14 protein-coding genes and 1 pseudogene are annotated in these 19315 nt (G+C 40.8%); 8 read left to right on the top strand and 7 right to left on the bottom strand.

Annotated elements, in window-relative coordinates; translation table 11 throughout:
* Nucleotides 1-298: 298 nt before the first annotated feature.
* A complete protein-coding gene (locus PN447_RS05965; protein WP_271761613.1) occupies nt 299-1285 on the top strand; it encodes a CHAD domain-containing protein in 987 nt (328 codons plus the stop codon).
* Nucleotides 1286-1624: 339 nt separating this feature from the next.
* Here PN447_RS05965 and PN447_RS05960 read toward each other — a convergent pair whose 3' ends face one another.
* A complete protein-coding gene (locus tag PN447_RS05960; RefSeq protein WP_271761612.1) occupies nt 1625-2566 on the bottom strand; it encodes an N-acetylmuramoyl-L-alanine amidase in 942 nt (313 codons plus the stop codon).
* Between the two features lie 390 nt (nt 2567-2956).
* Between PN447_RS05960 and PN447_RS05955 the strand changes: the two genes are divergently transcribed.
* Both PN447_RS05955 and PN447_RS05950 read left to right on the top strand, forming a co-directional pair.
* Complete coding sequence (locus PN447_RS05955; protein WP_271761611.1) at nt 2957-3577, top strand: hypothetical protein; 621 nt, start codon at nt 2957-2959, stop codon at nt 3575-3577.
* Nucleotides 3578-3585: 8 nt separating this feature from the next.
* A complete protein-coding gene (locus tag PN447_RS05950) occupies nt 3586-3798 on the top strand; it encodes a hypothetical protein (RefSeq protein WP_271761609.1) in 213 nt (70 codons plus the stop codon).
* A gap of 385 nt (nt 3799-4183) precedes the next feature.
* Here PN447_RS05950 and hetR read toward each other — a convergent pair whose 3' ends face one another.
* The 4 genes from hetR to PN447_RS05930 all read right to left on the bottom strand — a co-directional run bounded on the left by hetR (nt 4184) and on the right by PN447_RS05930 (nt 11076).
* Nucleotides 4184-5083, bottom strand: coding sequence for a heterocyst differentiation master regulator HetR (gene hetR, locus PN447_RS05945; RefSeq protein ID WP_271761607.1), 900 nt, complete (start codon nt 5081-5083; stop codon nt 4184-4186).
* An 853-nt stretch (nt 5084-5936) separates the two neighbouring features.
* Nucleotides 5937-8120, bottom strand: coding sequence for an EamA family transporter (locus PN447_RS05940; RefSeq protein WP_334311084.1), 2184 nt, complete (start codon nt 8118-8120; stop codon nt 5937-5939).
* 551 nt (nt 8121-8671) lie between these two features.
* Complete coding sequence (locus PN447_RS05935; RefSeq protein ID WP_271761606.1) at nt 8672-9910, bottom strand: inorganic phosphate transporter; 1239 nt, start codon at nt 9908-9910, stop codon at nt 8672-8674.
* A gap of 119 nt (nt 9911-10029) precedes the next feature.
* Nucleotides 10030-11076: a zinc-dependent dehydrogenase gene (locus tag PN447_RS05930; protein WP_271761615.1), complete on the bottom strand. Its 1047-nt coding sequence runs from the start codon at nt 11074-11076 to the stop codon at nt 10030-10032.
* 130 nt (nt 11077-11206) lie between these two features.
* On the opposite strand from PN447_RS05930, the gene PN447_RS05925 reads away from it, so the two are divergent.
* Together PN447_RS05925 and patX are read left to right on the top strand one after the other, a co-directional pair.
* The gene (locus tag PN447_RS05925) at nt 11207-12982 is read left to right on the top strand and encodes an FAD-dependent oxidoreductase (protein WP_271761604.1); all 1776 of its coding nucleotides are present in this window, start codon (nt 11207-11209) and stop codon (nt 12980-12982) included.
* A 107-nt stretch (nt 12983-13089) separates the two neighbouring features.
* Entirely contained in the window at nt 13090-13323 is a 234-nt protein-coding gene (gene patX / locus PN447_RS05920) for a heterocyst-inhibiting protein PatX (protein ID WP_271761602.1), read from the top strand.
* 197 nt (nt 13324-13520) lie between these two features.
* On the opposite strand, the gene gndA is transcribed toward patX, so the two are convergent.
* A complete protein-coding gene (gene gndA, locus PN447_RS05915) occupies nt 13521-14951 on the bottom strand; it encodes an NADP-dependent phosphogluconate dehydrogenase (protein WP_271761600.1) in 1431 nt (476 codons plus the stop codon).
* A gap of 467 nt (nt 14952-15418) precedes the next feature.
* Here gndA and PN447_RS05910 point away from each other — a divergent pair, with 467 nt between their 5' ends.
* The 3 genes and pseudogenes from PN447_RS05910 (at nt 15419) to PN447_RS05900 (ending at nt 17941) form a co-directional block, all read left to right on the top strand.
* Nucleotides 15419-16135, top strand: a complete 717-nt coding sequence (locus PN447_RS05910; RefSeq protein WP_271761599.1) for a Ycf66 family protein — start codon at nt 15419-15421, stop codon at nt 16133-16135.
* Nucleotides 16136-16421: 286 nt separating this feature from the next.
* Nucleotides 16422-16963: pseudogene (locus tag PN447_RS05905) on the top strand (REP-associated tyrosine transposase).
* A gap of 201 nt (nt 16964-17164) precedes the next feature.
* On the top strand, nt 17165-17941 hold the full coding sequence (locus tag PN447_RS05900; protein ID WP_271761597.1) for a DUF5131 family protein: 777 nt from the start codon (nt 17165-17167) through the stop codon (nt 17939-17941).
* On the opposite strand, the gene PN447_RS05895 is transcribed toward PN447_RS05900, so the two are convergent.
* Nucleotides 17931-19043: a three-Cys-motif partner protein TcmP gene (locus tag PN447_RS05895; RefSeq protein ID WP_271761595.1), complete on the bottom strand. Its 1113-nt coding sequence runs from the start codon at nt 19041-19043 to the stop codon at nt 17931-17933. The genes PN447_RS05900 and PN447_RS05895 overlap by 11 nt on opposite strands.
* Nucleotides 19044-19315 lie beyond the last annotated feature (272 nt).

Here is a 19315-nt window from a genome sequence, read left to right as displayed (position 1 = left end):
GATAGCGGTAGTCTTTCTTGTAAATCTTAAGAGAAATATCGCGTCTGGCTAAGGCGTGCAAGTCTACTGAGGGATAACCGCTCCCATGCTCCCGTTGAAGTAGAAAGTAAAGTCTAGCTTTGTCTAGGTTTTATATAGCAGATGAACGACATATAATTTTCTTAATTCCAGATTAGGAATAAACACCACCAAGTGGTAACGGTATTATTGGTTACTATTCATAAAGGAGAATATACAAATACAATTTTTTAACTAATGTTAATATACAATCATTTAACTCAGTATTTGATTCTGAATTATGACATTGGTAGTAAAACCCACACTCAAAAGTATCAAAGAATATGCTTACCAGGCAATTCAACAACACCTGAAAAAAACTTTGAAATGGGAGACAGCAGTAAAAAAAGATGAGCACCCAGAAGGATTGCATCAAATGCGAGTCGGGATGCGTCGCCTACGTACTGCAATAAGTAGGTTTGATTTGGTACTCAATTTACCGCAGTCAGCTAGTGATCAAAAAATCAGTAAAATTGCAACTACTTTAGGTAAACTCAGAGACATAGATGTACTTAAAGAAACTTTAGAAAACCTTTACCAACCATATTTACCTCCCAAAGAACAAAAAGTACTGGCAACAGCTTTAAATGTTTTAGGTAAACAACGCCAAAAGGCATTATCGCGGACGCGTAAAACATTACAAGGGGAACCTTACAATTCTCTCAAACAGGGATTGTTACTTTGGTTAGATCAACCTATTTATAAACCTTTAGCATCTCTAAGCATTGAACAAGTGTTACCCGACTTACTTTTACCTGAAGTGAGTAGTTTTTTACTACATCCGGGGTGGCTAGTGGGGACTGATATTATAGATGCAGATGTAAAAGTTTGCACAAACTGGCCAGCAGAAAACATAGAACAAGAATTGACAACTAAAGGCGCCAGCATTCACAATTTACGTAAACAAGCCAAACGCCTGCGTTACCAAATGGAGTTATTTAGTGATTTATATGGCGAATCTTACGCAGCTTATGTTGCGGAAGTCAAAAGTATCCAAGACATATTAGGAAAGATGCAAGATAGCGTGGTGATGGGTGAGTGGCTGGGGGATGTATTCCAGTCACTTGATGCCCAACTACCGACCCTCACCAGTTTATTACAAGAAAATCGTTATCAAATGTGGCTGCAATGGCAACCTTTGCAAGAGCGCTATTTGCAAACTCAACATCGGCACAGTTTTCATTTAACGCTAACACGAAATTCCCTACCTTGCTGCGAAGCAAGCTAGGGATGAATAGTGGGAAATTACGAAAACCTCTCAAATGTATCTGAACGTAGTTCAGAGAGTACGGAGGGGATTTGAGTAATTTCCAATTACCTGTTAGGCGCATCTTGAGATTGTATATATTGCTTGATTTTCTCAATTGGTGCGCCACCAGTAGAAGCAACATAAGTTCAGGCGAAGCCAACTGTGGGTAGTTCATCAGTACTCAACCTTATGGCTACAGCTATTTCATGATTAGTGACGACAAGATTGAGAATTTGCTTGCCCCATGACATGTACAATTGTATTCACCCCCAGTGGAGGAAGCCCCCCACTGATTGCTTGCTGGTAAGTCTAGTGAAGCTAACCAATTAATTTCTGCCAGGTCATTTGTCCAACAATACCATCGGCAAGTAAACCATTTTGTCTTTGATATGCCCTAATGGCTGTTCTTGTCTGGGGTCCATAGATACCATCCACGCCAGCACCGACACGGTGTTGTAGATATCTCACAATTTCACCGCCAGCGTGGTTAGGTCTGACTATTCGTTTAGCTAAAATCAGATTAATCGCATTCCAGGTACTTGTATCTGCAATTCCAGTGGGTGATAGTCCCACGATATTCTGAAAATTGACTGTTGCCGAGCTTGTGGCCTGTCCCATGATGTTATCTTCTACCAAACGCCTACCATTACTATCGGTAATTTGTAATTGGTTTAAGGTTCTCTGCAGTCTGATAACTGTAGTGTCTATATTCAACTCTTCATCTGGTACCGGATTAACAGGGGTGCTAGGCACTTCACCCGTCAAGCCTTTGACGATGGCATTAGCAGTTGCTTCCGATTCAAAGATATTCATATCTCTTGGTGAATCAATAAAGCAGCATTCTATAAGAATGGCAGGCATCCTAGTATTTTTCAGGACATATAAGTGAGACCCACTTTTAACCCCACGATTAAAAAATCCTAATTTGACAATTTCATTTAACACTGGTTGAGCAATTTTCCTTCCAGCATCACTAGTTGCAAATACTTCTGTACCATTAGCCCGACCATTAAAAGCGTTAAAATGTATTGAGACAAAAACTTCAACTTTGTTAGTATTGGCGGTATTAATTCTTTGGAATAGTGAATTCGAGACGGAAGTAGACCTATCTGGTTTACAGACTATGACTTCATGTCCTAAACCCCTTAACTTTGAGATAACTCTATTCCCCACATCTGTATTGAGAACATCCTCAGATTTGATCCCAACAGCACCTGTGTCTGGAGGCGAATTATGACCGATATCAATGCCAAATTTCATCTGTTGAACCTCTAGTTTTGCTTCTAAGTTCTAATTTATTCTGGTTATACTAGGCCAATTATCAGGTTGTGAACTACCTACACTTTACCGTCTGGTCTGTGTAGGCTTCCAGCTTCATTAGATAAACACAGATAATTTGCGTTCCTCACTGGACCTGGAAAAGCTATAAATATCATTTATAGCTTTGATCGTGTAACAAATAAGTTAACATAATTGATCACGGGCACTGTCTCGGATTAACCTCTCAAACAATAGAACTTGTTTCCCCACCACCCGATAATTTGTCAAGATTTAGCGGCGGGTGATTAAAATTCAGCTAAATTTCCTGGTTTGTTACCAGACTAGGCGTAAATTTGAGTTAGCATAACCTTGGGTGTTTGGAGAAAGGCGATGAGCAAAAAAAAATTGAGTCAAACTGGGAACTCCCAAGGTAGTTCAACTCTGGGAAGATTTGAAAGTAAAAGGGTGCATTTGACAACGCCAGTTTTGGCTATAGCTGGATTTTTGGCGATGATGATCCCCAATCCCGGTGTGGCTGTCTCTAACGCTAATGATTACCGTGTCTGTACAGCTCGACTGTTGGATTTGGGACTAACTGAACAGGCTGTATCACAAGGATGTGCAAAAGCACTGCGTCCGAGAGACCTGTCGGATTGCGTGGTGAGAATTAATCAGCAAACTCAAATTAGTGCCGTAGATGCTCTCTCTTCCTGTGAGCAAGCCCGGCGACCCCAGGATTTATCTACTTGTGTTGTGGATATCAGTAGTAATACAGAAAAAACCGTAGACACAAGAGTCTTAAATTACTGTCTCCGTAGTTTGTTACCTCAGCGTTTCGCTCAGTGTGTGGTGGGTTTACGTAGTGTGATGGATATTGCACCTACCCAGGCAATGGATACTTGTATTGATGCCAGTGACAGTGTGAGTCGCTTTTCACCTCCATCTGCATCGCCTAGAGTTCCCACACAATTTAGTCCTTCGTTTGAGGTCACTCCCATTGTAGATTATTGAGTAATTGAATGAATTACTTGTATGAATTACCCCACCCCATGGTGGATGGGGTTTTCTACCCCATGGAGAAAGTCAGATATAGCATTTCCCATCCTCGTGAGGTACAAAGTTGTTTAGTTTCAGGGAACAGGGAACAGAGAACAGGGAACAGGGAACAGGGAATTGATGTGTACTTCATTAGCCTGAAAAAGGCTTTAATGGCATCATACAAATGCCATTAGATCAAGCAATTATCAGTAATAAAATGTGTTAATTATATCAGGCATTGGTGATAAATTCACTTAACTCTAGATTATGCGCGGGTATGCTCCCTAGCACCGAGTACTAAAAGTTAAAAGCTCTTGCTTGTGAGTTTTTTAAGTGTTTTATCCCGCACTGCCAGGAATTGATACTCTCTCGTGCCCAGAGGTGGACATTCCTAGTTTCAGGGAACCACTTAAAACTATTTGTTCTCCCCTAGATGCCATCGCCCCATCTAGGTGCATAAAAGCGCAATCACTTCAGGAGCGTTGAAGCGAAAGAGCAGCCCTTACCTTTAGGGTATAGTATTCATATTTACATCCCACTGTCATAGTAAAAGGTGTTAATGCTATAACACCTCGACTATCAGTCTTCTTTTCTACCAAAAACCATCTGCAAAATCATAGGAATCCCTCCGCTTTGGTGATATTTATCTCCCCAAGCACGAATGATTTCATCTAATTCTGTCATAGCCTGATCCCATTTTTCGGCTGGTATATCAAGCTCTTCTAAGGCTCGCATGGTATTTGGCCGATGTTCTGACCAATCTTTCATCATCCGGAAATACCGGGCTGTATCTTCCACCATGATGTATGTACGCTCTTGATCGTCTACTGGCGCATAAAAAGGACGGGTAAGAGCGTAAAAGGGCATTCCCCAAGGAGAATCAATGCGCGTGACTGTACCGGAGTATAGTAGCCGACGCTTGATATGCTCTGCTAAGGCTTCGCTCAAAGGCATTTGATGCTCAGGTGGCAATACCTCTTGCGATCGCCTGTGTAGAAATTCAATCAGATCCAAAAACTCAAGAGATGTAGTCAATTGAGCATCGGGCAGATTACTCGGTAGTTTCTGCTCAATTTGTCTTTTTTCTTCACTGGTTAAACTTGTCCCAGGTACACGAGACATCCCTGGTTGCCAGGGAAACTTTCGCATCCAAACATAAGGTAATTGAATCAGATAGCGAGGTTCTTGAGAACCTAACATCTTTAATAATTTCCCTTCTGTTAGCGCTTGTCTGACTTCCTCTACAATGATTTTTACCCTTTTTGGCTCTAGATGATGCAAGTGACCGGTCATCCGCAGATTTTGTCCTTGCTCTAGATAGGTCATGTATATCGCACATTTAGCTGCCGTTGCTGCTGCATCTAAAAATGCTCCATGCCTATGCCCACTCGTCCGCATGGCACTAAAAGCCAGATAAAGCATGATCTGATCCATGGCACTAGGGCTAAGACGCTTAATCAGATCTATGTCGTTATTCATATTACAGACAGTTGAATAGCAAGTTTACAGATTTGTTAGTCGCACAGTAATAAGTATTATACATCCAATTGCCGCTAGTGTCTTCAGTTTACAGCTAATTATCCTTATTATCCTTGAATTCCCAATTTTTCGGGACTTGCACATGATAATCGAGTGGGTATATCTGACTACAATAACTCTCGCATGGATTCAATAAGCTTCCAGCATCCGTTGGTTGTTTACAGATTCCCATTCGTGGTTGGGACTTATTTAGCCATAGGGTGAACCTAATGCCATTAGGTTCACAGGCAGCTTTGCCAAGTTGTAACCTAGTTGGTTAAAACTTTCAGCATTTTTTGGGAGTATAGGCAGTTGCTCCAAGGTAAAATTATCTACCTAAAATTTAGCAGATAATTCTCAGTTCAACATACATTTTATTTTCTTAGAATATGATATTCTTTTTTGGCTTGGTTTTGTATTAATTTTATATAAAGTAATTTATTTTCAATACCCACCTCAGTAGCATTAAAATGCTTAATATGCAATTATTTGTCAAGCTTCCCTGATATTTACCCACAGATGATCATTTATAGCCCCATTAGCTCTTCGGGTTTGACATGATCGCGAATAAATCGCTGATTCCCTGAAAGTACTACGGTAAATTTTAGTAAATTATAATACTATATATATACTTAAAATCAATATATTCACTGAATAATTCATCTAAAACTCCGTGAAAGAAGGACGACACAAGTAAGCTACGTTGGGGCATCGGGGATGTAAGCTAAAGGAGTCGTGACGGGTACTGTGGTTTTCTGCAGGTAGTCTTGTGCAAGGTCTGTAGTTTGTGTCATTTTGCCAACTAGAAAAAGTTCTAACGGGATGGGATCATTTTCTCCAAACTGTAAGCTGCTACCCCAATTGTTACAAATGACACTCCAATAACTTGCACAACTGCCAAGCTTTCCTGAAGTATTAAAGCAGCAAACACTACAGTTAAAATTGGCACAGCCGCTCCGATAATCGCTGATCGTAAAGCACCTAATTTGCGAATACCAACATTGTTGAGGACATAACCTACTAGAGTTAGAACGCCCAAAATAAAAGCAATCAAAATAAGTTCCAGCAAATTAGATGGCTCAACAGTAATATTCAAGTTTCTTGGTAAAGGTAGCATCAAACAGATAAAACTCAACAGGAACATGGTGCTAAAATTAACTAACGTAAAAGACACTGGATGCAGTTTACTAGCACATATCCTTGTCAAAATCACGTAGCAGGCAAAAGCTAAACCAGCTAAAATGCCTGTGGTGCTTCCGAGATTAAAAATACTCGTACCCATGGTACTAGAACCGCCTAAAACCATTAATTCACCGCATAAAATAGCAACCATAGCAGCCAATCGGAATCCATGAGGGCGATCGCCGAACAGTAACCATGAGAGAAATCCGCTGATTATGGGGTAGACAAAGAACAAAGCGATCGCCATTCCAGTAGCTACCTGACCCATAGCAAGGTAGATCAGCACCTGAGATACAAACAGAAAACAACCACTGGCGATCGACATCTGTAAAATTCTTTGTTTCTTCAGAGTACGATTCGGAGTAGGGTTACTACCTGATGATGCCATCAGAGTTTGTATATCTTGCCATACTTGTGGATGCATCATGGGAGCCAAGAGCAACATTAGTGGCACAACTACCAGCAGACGTAGCATTAAAATTAAAAATATATTTCCCAGTGTTGGCGAAATAACTCCCTGTATCTCCAAAACTCCCAAATTGTCCTGAGGTTTAAAAAACATCCACTTGATGACTATGTTGTATAGCGATGATAGGACTGTTGACAACACAACCAGCAAGAAACCGACCTGGACTGGCGAAAACCTGCGGGAGCTAACTGACCGTCGTGATGGGGGTTTTACTTCTGGCCTAGTTGCTGGTTCAGAACTAAGGGTTTTAGTCTTGGGTTCAGATAAAGTACTAGGTAATAAACTCGACTCCCTCACCTCTGGTGGTGATGGGGTTTCAGGTTCTAAAGGTTCGGTACTAGGTAATAAACCCGATTCCCTCACCTCTGGTGGTGATGGGGTTTCAGGTTCTAAAGGTTCGGTACTAGGTAATAAACCCGATTCCCTCACCTCTGGTGGTGATGGGGTTTCAGGTTCAGACACATCTCTATCGGGTAGAGAATGTGGTTTAGTCTCCAGAGATGATATTGTGTTCGACGATAAACCTAGTGTAGAAAGATCAATATTGTTACTTTCTGATAAATCTCCAGTAGAACTTGGCTCGCTGCTGCTAGTCTCGATTACTCCTGACTGTAAATGTGTCTGAGAAGAACGGGGTAGCTGTGACTCCGTTGGGTGTAAGATAGTAGGCGGTGATGCTTTGACTGCTGATCTGGAGATTTCCTCCATGGTTTTGACCAGTTCACCACGCAGATGATTAATCAACTCCTCTGCAATCACCTCCCCTTGCTGCTGTTGGCTCTGCACTTGAGACAACTGTTGAGAAAGATGATTTTGATAACTTTTCAGATCCTGTTGTAAGGAGTTAAGGTTAATAATCAGGGTATCATTCAAATTAGCAAGCATTTGTTCAACATTCTGACTGTTGTTCCCTGCTGACTGAATAGCAGGTGTTTCCTGAGAATCACCTTCTACTGATTTGCGAGCTAAACTGGCCAGTGATAATTGCAGTTGCGAAGATATATGTTTTGCTAAGGCTTCTGATAACTGACGGATTAACACTTGCTGTTCGGTGATTTGCCGTACCTTTTGTAAGTGTTCTTTTTCTGCTAATAACTGTTGAATTTCGTCAGATAAACGAGTTTTATCCGCCTGAAGCCGTTTTATTTCTTCGTGTAAAGATCTGAGCACATTTTGCTGGAGACTTTCTAGGTCCTCCACTACAGCCCATAAAGCTGTCTCTGCGGCTCTGGATAGATCACCTCTAACTCGCGGGTTGTCTGGTCGCTTTTCAAATCGCCCCATTAGCTTCTCACCTCTAACACCTGGAAGATAAAGCTCCTTGTTGTCAACTGGCTTGGTACTCATACTCAATTTCTGGATTTTGTCAGACTAGCTGAAAACTTTCGCAGAAACTGCGGACATAAAGGTAATTTTGTCATGCTGAGTGCCTGGTTGGCAAAGTATCTAAATTTATTTACATAACAGCCATACTATACTCTGTTATTTATGTTCACTATCACAGAACTGCTTTTCATGACAGACTTATCTAAATTCACGGTTCTCTACGGATACTTGATGAGCGAAAAACATCATACCCCATATAAATACTGTTTTTTTAGGAGCAAAAGCAATTACTAACAGCTTATGAGTACGTATATTAACACCACAGTATGAAAAAAGTTATGGGCTTGTATGTTAATTTTGTCCAAATGTATCTTGTGTGACGGGTTACATTATTAATATGTATTAAACTCGTAATCGCCAGAAATTCCAAGTATAGTTATCCTCTATAAACTATTTTAATCAATTAACTGTTATTGTGCAAAAACACATTCTGGTTTTGGCGTTGTAGCAACCTGACTTTCAGGTAGGAGGTAGATAAGTATTAGTTGATGAACATAAATAAAGAATATATATTATAGGAACACAATTCTGGCTGTGCTAAAGATGACAGCGCTCAGGATTGCAGTCACTGGAATTGTAATTATCCATGCAACTGCAATATCTTGTAAAGTGCGAAATTTAATTGATTTGATATTTTGCACCATTCCAATACCAATCACACCACCAACAAGAGCATGGGAGGTGGAGACAGGTAAACCTAACCGAGAGGCTAGCAGGATGGTGGTAGCGGTTGCAAGTTCGGCACAAAATCCACTACTAGGTTGTAAAGAAATTATATTTTCGCCAATGGTAGCAATTACCTTTTCACCCCACACAGCTAAACCGGCGACAATACCAGCACCACCAAGGATTAAAATCCAGATGGGGATGGTGATGCCATTAATAGGTACGCTACCAGTGAGATTAATATAGACGATAGTAGCTAAAGGAGCTATGGCATTACCCACATCATTAGAACCATGAGCAAAGGCGACAAAGCAAGCACTGAGAACTTGAAAGCGAGCGAATAGGCGTTCTACTTCTCCTCCCTCTGCTGCTAACTGTCGCCAACTAATGACCGTGAGTGCAACAGCTGCAACTGCACCTGTAAATAAGGGAATGTCATAACTGGGTAGGTTTAAACCTACTTGCTGATTTAAGTAGTTGGTGAGGGGTTCTGTTAAGGAAGGGAGGACAATTACACCAAATATACTGAATATAATTACGCTCAACCAGGGAATCCACTGTTTTAGCTGTGCTATTGAATTTGGTTGTTGTAAAATCCAGTGCTTAATTTGACTGTAGAATAAAGCCGCAATGGCACTACTAATAATTGGTGTGCAAATCCAGCCGATGCTGACTAAGCCAATGGATGACCAATTAATTGCACTTCCTCCCCCAGCTACCCAACTAAATCCGGCGATCGCACCGACCACTGCATGAGATGAAGCTACAGGTAGACCGCGAGAGGTAGCAATTTGCAGCCACAACCCACAGGTAATTAACACTGTTACCATACCAGTTATGTAAATTTCCGGTGTAGCAGTGAACAAAGCAGGATGAGCAATTTTCGTGGCTAAGGTTTGGGATACTTCATGCCCAAATAATACAGCGCCCGTAAACTCTAAAATTCCAGCAATAATTATTGCTTGTTTTAGGGTGATAGCTTTGGAGCCTACAGAGGTTCCCATGGAGTTGGCGACATCATTAGCGCCGAGATTCCAGGCGACGTAAAAGGCTAGTAGGGCGATGAAAATTAAGGTAATGGACATTTAGTCTGGGGATAGATGGAAAGAAAACAGCGATTGTGTGATCAATCAATAGCAAGGGACTATCGTAAAATCACGAGCAGCGCTATAAATATTTTCTGCTGTTATCTTGTTTGCCCGGATTACGGATAAATTAAAATTTTGTATGTTTCTGGTGTAGGTGCGATCGCTTGTGCTACAGCTGCTGATAAATCTTGTAATGGATAGCGATCGCTAATCAAGGCTTGGACATCGATACGCCGATTAAACACAATATCCGCTGATAAACCCTGAAGCCGATAGGATGAACTGTAACTACCCATCAAGTCAATTTCCCGACGGTAAAGAATATTCGGGTTAATGGGAATTTCTACTTGATCGGGAAATTCAGCGAAGAATAGGATTTTACCACCTTTGCGGGTACATTCCAAGGCTTGAAAGAAAGCTTTATCACTGGGAACCGCTAAGAGAGTCACATCAACGCCCATCCCCCCAGTCAAGGCGTGAATTTTCCCAGGTAAATCAGGATCCCGCGCATCAAAAGCTGCATCTGCACCCACATTCAGGGCTTTGTCGATTCTAGATGGTAATAAATCAGTGGCGATCGCTTTCGCCCCAAAATACTTAACTAACATGACAAACATTAACCCAATCGGTCCTGCACCTGTTACTAGAACAGTTTGTCCCGGAGCAATTTGGGCTTTTTTCACAGCTTTGAGACAGCAGTTAGTCGGTTCTACAAAACTCGCCTCTTCAAAGCTGATATCATCGGGAATGGGAATTAACCCGCCATTCTGGACAATATGTCCTGGAACCTTGACATACTCAGCAAAACCGCCACCGCTAGGATCAAATCCGGCTGTGGTAGAGATATTTTTATAGACATCGCACATGGAGAAATTATCATTGAGGCAGTAGGAGCAACGCATACAGGGGATATGGTGCATCACCGCTACCCGTTGTCCTACTTGCCAAGATTGTACCTGAGAACCTACAGCAGCAATAGTTCCGGCTGTTTCATGACCAAATATCCGCGGTGGTGCATACAGAGGATAACGAATTTTTTTAATATCTGACTGACACAACCCCACAACTCTCACCTGTACCAGCACCTCATCCGGTTCCAGAGTTGGGACTGGGATTTCTTCGTATGATAGTTGATTTACACCTCTAAATACCTGTGCTTTCACGTTGTTTTTTCCACTCATCTTTATTAGATTTAACATTTAGTCGAGCTGAAATAATCAACTGTCATCCTCCCTTTTAAAATTAAATTTTCCCAATGAAATAAAATCATGAAAAATTGACCGAGGTGGAGTGATGGTTCATCAGACATATACAGCTGATGTCTTAGTAGTTGGCGGAGGAACTGGGGGAACTGCAGCGGCCATTCAAGCAGCACGAAGGGGAGCAAAAACCATTTTAGTCAGTGAGTTTCCTTGGTTAGGGGGAATGCTCACATCCGCAGGGGTATCTGCACCCGATGGGAATGAATTAATCGCTTTTCAAACTGGCTTATGGGGCGCATTTTTACAAGAATTGCGACAACGACAGCCAGGGGGACTAGATAACAGTTGGGTGAGCTTTTTTAGCTATGATCCCGGCATTGGAGCCAAGATTTTTGCTGATTGGGTGGAAGAATTAGAGAATCTGCATTGGATTTCTGGACAGGTACCAAAAGAAGTATTGCACCAAGGGAATTGTATAACTGGTGTGCGCTTTTCAGATTTCACAGTTACTGCCAAGATTATTCTTGACGGTACGGAACTAGGGGATTTACTGGCTTTAGGAGAAATACCTCACCGTTGGGGCTGGGAATTACAATCTCAGTGGGAAGAAAAAAGCGCCCCAGCAAATTATAATCATCTCACACAAAGGTATCCGGTGCAAGCCCCTACTTGGGTGGTAGTGATGCAAGATTTTGGTGAAAGTATTGCTCCGGAAATTATTCCACCCCCCAATTATGATCCGTCCCTGTTTACCGTTGCTTGGGATAATTATGGGGCTGAGAAGTTCTTAAATTATGGACGTTTGCCGGGTGGTCGATTTATGATCAACTGGCCCATATGTGGTAATGACTATGGCGAAGGTGTAGGAAGATTAATCGAGTCAGAAGCAGCTAAAAAAGAATTTTTACAAGAATGTCGCTGGCATAGCCAAAATTTTGCTCATTTCATCCAAAAAAACTTGGGTAGGCGCTATGGTTTGGCTGAGTCAATTTTTCCGGGTAACTGTGGTGCTTTTGCCTTACATCCTTACTACCGGGAAAGTCGCCGCTTGGTGGGGGTAGCTACTGTGGGAGAACAGGATATTTTACCGATGTCTGGGGGTAGGGTCGCCCCTTTGTGTGCCGATACCATTGCTGTGGGTAATTACGCTAACGACCATCATTATCCTGGATTCAATTTACCACTGCAACCCAAATCTATATGCTGGGGGGGGCGTTGGACTGGTACACCCTTTACTATTCCCTATGGGTGCTTGATCCCCAGAATCACAGATGGTTTATTGGTTTGTGAAAAGAATATTTCTGTATCTCACATTGCCAATGGTGCTACCAGATTACAACCTGTGGTTATGGGTATCGGTCAAGCTGCGGGAATGGCTGCGGCTATGTGTGTTGAGTTGAATTGTCAGCCGAGGGATTTACCTGTGAGACAACTGCAAATTGCTCTGTTAACAGACTTGCAAGTGCCTGGGGCTATTGTACCTTTATTTAATTTAGATATATCACCCCAAAATCCTGCATGGGTAAATTGGCAATTGTATTATTTAAATCAACCTCCAGCCTATCCATTAAGTGGAAATTGCCCTATTCCCTTAGTAACTACGTATGATTGTTTAGATACACAGCAATTATTAACACGCACAGGCACTTGTTTTACAGGTCTTTTTCAGCGGCGAAATCAGCAGGATTACCAATTTACTATGACAACACCAGGAGAATATGATGGTCAAACTTGGCAGATTGTGACTTTGCGATCGCCCATAGAGGAAAAACTACAAGGGTTGATAGATGGGCAAAAACTAACTATTTGGGGTCACTTAAATCATGCTGGTCACTGGTTAATAGCTGAAGATGTTGATATATCGTGAAACCATTTTTTTTTCAGTAAAACTGAATACTTTTTTGTTTAATTTTCCGGAAAGACTACCAGAAAAACAGTAGAATTAGTTAAAGAATCCTAAAATAAACATCTATTATGGGAGCTACGATTTCACTTTTGGTTCCGAGTTTGGTTTTCAGTGTATTAGCTGTTAACTACCAAGTAAAGGCAAATCTCTCATCTGAGATGTTGTTATTTTCTTCTAGTTCGCAACAGTTATACTCAGATTCATCTTCATATCAAGCGCAAGCTAATGACCGAGAAAAACCCATACCACACCGGGGTAGTGGGCGTATCAATAGCATAGAACAGCAGAGTATTGATGGTTGACCGAAGAGTGGCCTATCTGTTCGGTCAGAAGTGAAAAGCACCCGGATCAAATCCTCAACAAGCCTGTGGTAATTGTCTGGTAGGGGTAAATACTGAATGATGGGATGAAGCGCTGATATGTATGTATACGGAGTGACTCTGAAGTTCAGAGTCACTTTTAAGTATGTTAGCAGATAATCTGGTTCAGGCTGGAGAACTTACTTTTTAGCTTCAGCAATGGGAACCCACTCAGTGTGGAATGTTCCTTCTTTATCAACACGCTTGTAAGTATGTGCGCCGAAGTAGTCACGTTGCGCTTGAGTGAGATTTTGGGGTAGGCGATCGCGGCGATAGCTGTCAAAATAATCCAAAGATGCACTAAAAGCAGGTACTGGGATACCCACTTTTGCAGCTGTCATAATCACTTCCCGCCAAGCATCTTGTCTGTCGAGAATAGTTTGCTTAAATTCGGGAGCCAACAACAGATTGGGTAATGCAGGATTTTCGTTAAAAGCCTTCTTGATTTTATTTAAGAAGCCAGCACGAATAATACAGCCACCTTTCCAAATCCGAGCCATTTCACTCAGAGTCAGATCCCATTTATAAGTCTGGGAAGCTGTAGATAACAGCGCCATACCCTGAGCATAAGAACAGATTTTAGAACAATAAAGAGCATCACGCACCTTATTCACAAAATCCTTCACATCCCCATCAAACTTAGCACTAGGACCTGTGAGGCTCTGAGATGCTGCTACCCGTTCATCTTTAATAGAAGACATAATGCGGGCGTTAACTGCTGCGGTAATTGTGGGAATAGCCACACCCAATTCCAAAGCAGTCTGTACAGTCCAGCGTCCAGTTCCCTTTTGACCAGCTGCGTCAACAATTAAATCTACCAAGGGTTTCTTGGTTTCGGGGTCAACGTAAGGGAAAATATTAGATGTGATCTCAATCAAAAAGGAATTAAGTTCATCGGTGGTGTTCCACTCAGTGAACACCTCATGTAACTGACTTGCACTTAACCCAGCCACATTTTTCAGCAGGTCGTAGGCTTCTGCAATTAACTGCATATCACCATACTCAATACCGTTGTGTACCATTTTGACATAATGGCCAGAACCACCAGGGCCAATATAGGTTACACAAGGGCCATCATCGACTTGGGCGGCAATCTTGTTTAAAATTGGGGAGAGATATTCATAGGAGCTGGGTGTACCACCAGGCATAAGTGAAGGGCCATTCAAAGCGCCTTCTTCACCGCCACTCACACCCATACCAATAAACCGCAGTCCCACAGGTTCTAATTCCTGAGTCCGGCGTTCTGTATCTTCAAACCAAGAGTTACCACCATCGATAATGATATCGCCTTCATCTAGTAAAGGTTTGAGTTGGGCAATTACTGCATCTACTGGCTTACCAGCTTGCACCATCACCAGGATTTTGCGGGGGCGTTCTAATGATGCAACAAATTCTTCTAGGGTAAAGGCGGCTTTGACGTTCCTTCCTGGTGCACGCTGCGCCATAAACGCGTCGGTTTTTTCTCTGGAGCGGTTATAAACTGCAATTGGGAAGCCATTACGCTCGACGTTGAGAGCTATATTTTCGCCCATTACGGCTAATCCAATCACACCAAAGCTTTGTAGTGTCATAAATTATGTTTGGCTAACTCTTGCAGATCCTTTTATCTTTAGGGTAGACCGAGATTTTGGCTGATCTCCTAAAGAAGACCTTAAGACTTGAATAAATTATAGAAATCCACAACTAACACAATTGGTAAGTTATGACAAGTTGATTTTGAAGCACTTGCGAGGATCTAGGTGTGGACTTTACCCAGTTTCTGCCAAGACACAGGAGACTTATTTAGCCTTTGATAATATCATGCCCAGTTAACCCTTGCAACTCCCTTTGATCACACGGCTAAAAAGCCCAAGGCTGTCAGGATAAGTTTTGTCATCCAGTTTGTATCTAAATGAGCAATTCAGTTGCAAAAAATGCAAAATTGAAATATCTAATTAAGGAACTGGGTACTGAGGGCTGATAGTCAGGAACTGTCAACTATTCCTTACCCCCTAATTCCTAGCCCCTAATAAAGCAGTGCAGTAAGGAGTAACCAAAAATGCTGGCATATATTCTAGCTTTTGTGGTTGGACTAGGTAGTTTAGCCATTTACATAACAGCTTTCTTTTTCCCGGAAATCCACCGTAAAAATGATTTTATCTGGAGTGGTGTGGGACTTTTCTATGGTTTAGTGTTATGGGTGTTTGCTCCGCGCATTTCTGGAGGCTTATTACTGGGTCATATAGCTAGCGTCGCTCTGTTAGTTTGGTTTGGTTGGCAAACTTTTTCATTACGTCGCCAAGTCACCCCCCAAACAGCACAAACCCCAGTCCCCAGTGCTGAAACCATAAAAACTGGGATTCAGGAGCAAATAACTAAGTTATCTCTCCCGGATAGGCTCGCTCAGGTACAACAAAGTATTAGTAAGATATTTAGCGGCGCACAAGACAAGGGACAAGAGTCGATCGCCCAGAAGACCCCTGACACTCCTACAATGGAGGAAACCAAATCTACACCACCCCAGAAACCTCTAGTAGAGATTATTGATAAAACTGCTGTGCAACCAGAAGCACCACCGGCAGAAAAAGTTGCAACCCAGGAAGTCCCCGAACCAACTCCACCAAATCCCCCACCTGCGGAAATGGTAGCCGCAGCACAACCTGAGACGGAAGAAAAACCATCGCTTCCTGCTGAGGAAATTGCACCGGATGCAGCACTTGCGCCCCCTGCGGAAGCGCCAGCAGAACAAATACCACCGACTAATCAAGCTGGTTGACTTGGATTAAACCCAGCGTTGTCTCTTATGGCGTTGGGTTTTTTTAATTTCTGGATTTAGTAAAGTGTATAAATATTAGGATTCAGCCATTGAGCGATCGCAAATTTTCTAACCTCCAATATTTTTAGGTTGGGTTGTTCCCGTCAGCGTTGCAAAGCAATGGAACGAAACCAAACATTAATTGCAATATACCGATGAGTTGTGTTGGGTTGCGCTGGGCTTAACCCAACCTACGGGGTAAAATAAATATAATAAAACACAAGTTTACTCAAAAGATATTTTCATTATGGAATATCGCCGCGCCAAGGTACAAGGAGGAACATAATTTTTTACAGTAGTCACCGAAAAAAGACAAAAAATATTATGTTTACCAAATAATGTTTCTTTACTAAGAGATGCTTTTCGCTACGTGATGGAGAGACATCCATTGATTATAGATGCTGTTGTTATTTTGCCTGATCATCTTCATTGTATGTGGACATTACCAGAAAATGATCAGGATTTTTCCACTCGTTGGCGTTTGATTAAAAGTTATTTTAGTCGTAGATGTGAAACTGTTTTACCAGAAAACATATCTTTATCTACGCACAATAAAAAACAACCACCAGTATGGCAATATCGTTTTTGGGAACATTTAATTAGAGATGAAATAGATATGAAAAATCATGTTGAATATATTCATTATAATCCTGTCAAACATGGTTTAGTAACAGCACCAAAAGATTGGGAATTTTCCAGTTTTCATCTTGCTGTGCGTCAAGGTATCTATGATATGATGTGGGTGCGGGTGAGGAAATAATTTTTGATGATCATATTGGAAATGAGTAGGTTGGGTTGAATGAAATGAAACCCAACATTTAAATCAACTGTTAATGCTACTACCTCTAGTAATTTGGGTGTATTTTGATTCCTTTTTGCTCATCTTCATGTATAAAAAAATAGTTAGAGTAATTTCTTAATTCAAAACTCTGCTATAGTATAGTACAGATGAATTACTGGCATTTAAAATAAATATCAGGTTAAATAATCATGTCTAGTACACACACAGGTATTGAGTGGACTGATAAAACTTGGAATCCCACAACTGGTTGCGATAAAGTTAGTCCAGGATGTTTACATTGCTACGCAGAGGCTTTGACTAAACGGTTTCCTAATAATTTTAGAAATGGATTTAATTTAACTTTACATCCCGACAGGTTGGTAGAACCTTTAAAGTGGAGAACCCCTAGCAGAATTTTTGTCAATTCCATGAGTGACCTTTTTCACGAAGAAGTACCTCTAGATTTTATGCAAAAAGTATTCAAAGTTATTGAGGTTACACCTTGGCACATATATCAAATCTTAACAAAAAGACCTGAACGTTTAGTTGAGTTAGCACCTAATTTACAATTCCATAAAAATATATGGTTGGGTGTATCCGTAGAAAATCAAAATTATGTCCACCGCGTTGATTTGCTGCGTCAAGTTGCTGCAAATGTCAGGTTTCTTTCATGTGAACCACTTTTAGGTTCATTGAACCTGAACTTAAAAAATATTGATTGGGTTATAGTTGGGGGAGAGTCAGGACAAAAACATCGTCCTATGAAAATTGAGTGGGCTGAGGATATTCGTGACCAATGTCAAAAAGCTGAAGTAGCATTTTTCTTTAAGCAAGTTGGTGGAAGAACTTCTAAAGCTGGTGGTAAGTTACTAGATGGTAAAATCTGGGATGAAATGCCTAATGCTTGGCAAAAACACCATCAGCAATGGGGTGTATCTCCACAGAAATTAAGAGTTAAAAAAGAAAGTTTAGGGCTTACTGCTTAGGTGGAAAGGTAACTCTAACTGCATCTCCAAAGGTAATTTCTCCTTTGTTCGTTGGTCTTTGATTAGCAGGTGGTTCTGCTGTGATTTTCCCTTGGAATTCAAGATTTTTCAGAGCGGATTTGTAATTCTTCTTAATGTAGGCTTTACCTACATTATGCTGTAGATAAATTTCTATCATTGTGATTGTTTGTCCTGCAAATTGATCTAGGAGCATTTGTTCTAATTCATCTAGAGGATTAGGAATTTCAAACAAAGATCGTTGTATATACTTGGCTGGATTGTACTCAAAAGAAGGTACGCCTTGATTTTGGTCAGAACTTTCTTTAGCCATAATATCTTTGATAATATTATAGCCCTTAAAATTCTTGCTCACAAAAATTAAATGATGACTTGTACGTTGATTTTTTTCATGTTTAAAACGAAAATTTCTAACGTATTTTATGTCCATTTCTTTTAATGATTCACAAATGTATGTGACAATAAGATTTTCTCTATCATTTGAGTTATTTTTTAATTTATTGCGTAATTCATCTGCCCGTGTTTTTCCAAATAGTCCATTTATATGTTCTTCAACTGCTGTATTACCTAGCCCCATGCTAATCCGATTGTAATTAAAAAAGAAAAGGCAATCACAGCCCCAGTTTTTGACGAATGAGTTGATAAGTTGTAATGATAATCCTTTATAGCCAAAAGGATCTAAAAAGAACAGTGTAGGAACATCAAATAGTTCAATAGTATTTTTTCCAATTTCCAAATTAGTTACTATAGGTTGATATTTTAAAGTTTGGATACCTGGAATTGCATTGATAGCTGATTGCAGAGAATTAGTATACTGAGAATTAGCATCATTAAATAATGTCTTCAGCATATTTCGCATATCTGGGTCAGCAATTGCGGTTTCTAAAACTTTGATTGGTGTTGATTTAGAACCATTTCCATATCTACCAGGTCCAGCAAAAAGGTCGATGTAGGCAATTTGAGAACCTCCTTTTTTTGCATGTGGTATAATTACTTTCGCCCAAGCCGGTAGATATTTTTCTACAATTCTGGCTTTAATTAAAGATTGCTCTGTCTGTTCATCAAAGAAGGAATCACCAGCCATACGTAATTACTCTATGTCAAACTAGTAAGTAGTATAATATATTAAGTGATTAATAGATGTATAAAAAATAATGCAGTTTGTCATTGAATATGATATAGTTTGAATTGTTGCCAAGGTTGCAGCTAATATTTTAAGAAAAGTAGCGATAAAGCTAGGTTTAGACCTCAGCAGAATCAGTAGTGTGTCTTTGATAGCACCATTGAAAGTTCGTTTGTGGACTCTTCAAGAATCCCCCGGCTTCTAGCCGTGGGGAGTATCAAACCCACCTAATT

The organism is Anabaena sp. CS-542/02 (assembly GCF_028331085.1).
Classification (GTDB): domain Bacteria; phylum Cyanobacteriota; class Cyanobacteriia; order Cyanobacteriales; family Nostocaceae; genus Anabaenopsis; species Anabaenopsis arnoldii.
Note: the sequence above shows the minus strand (reverse complement) of the source record. Positions and strands in the feature narration are given on the sequence as shown.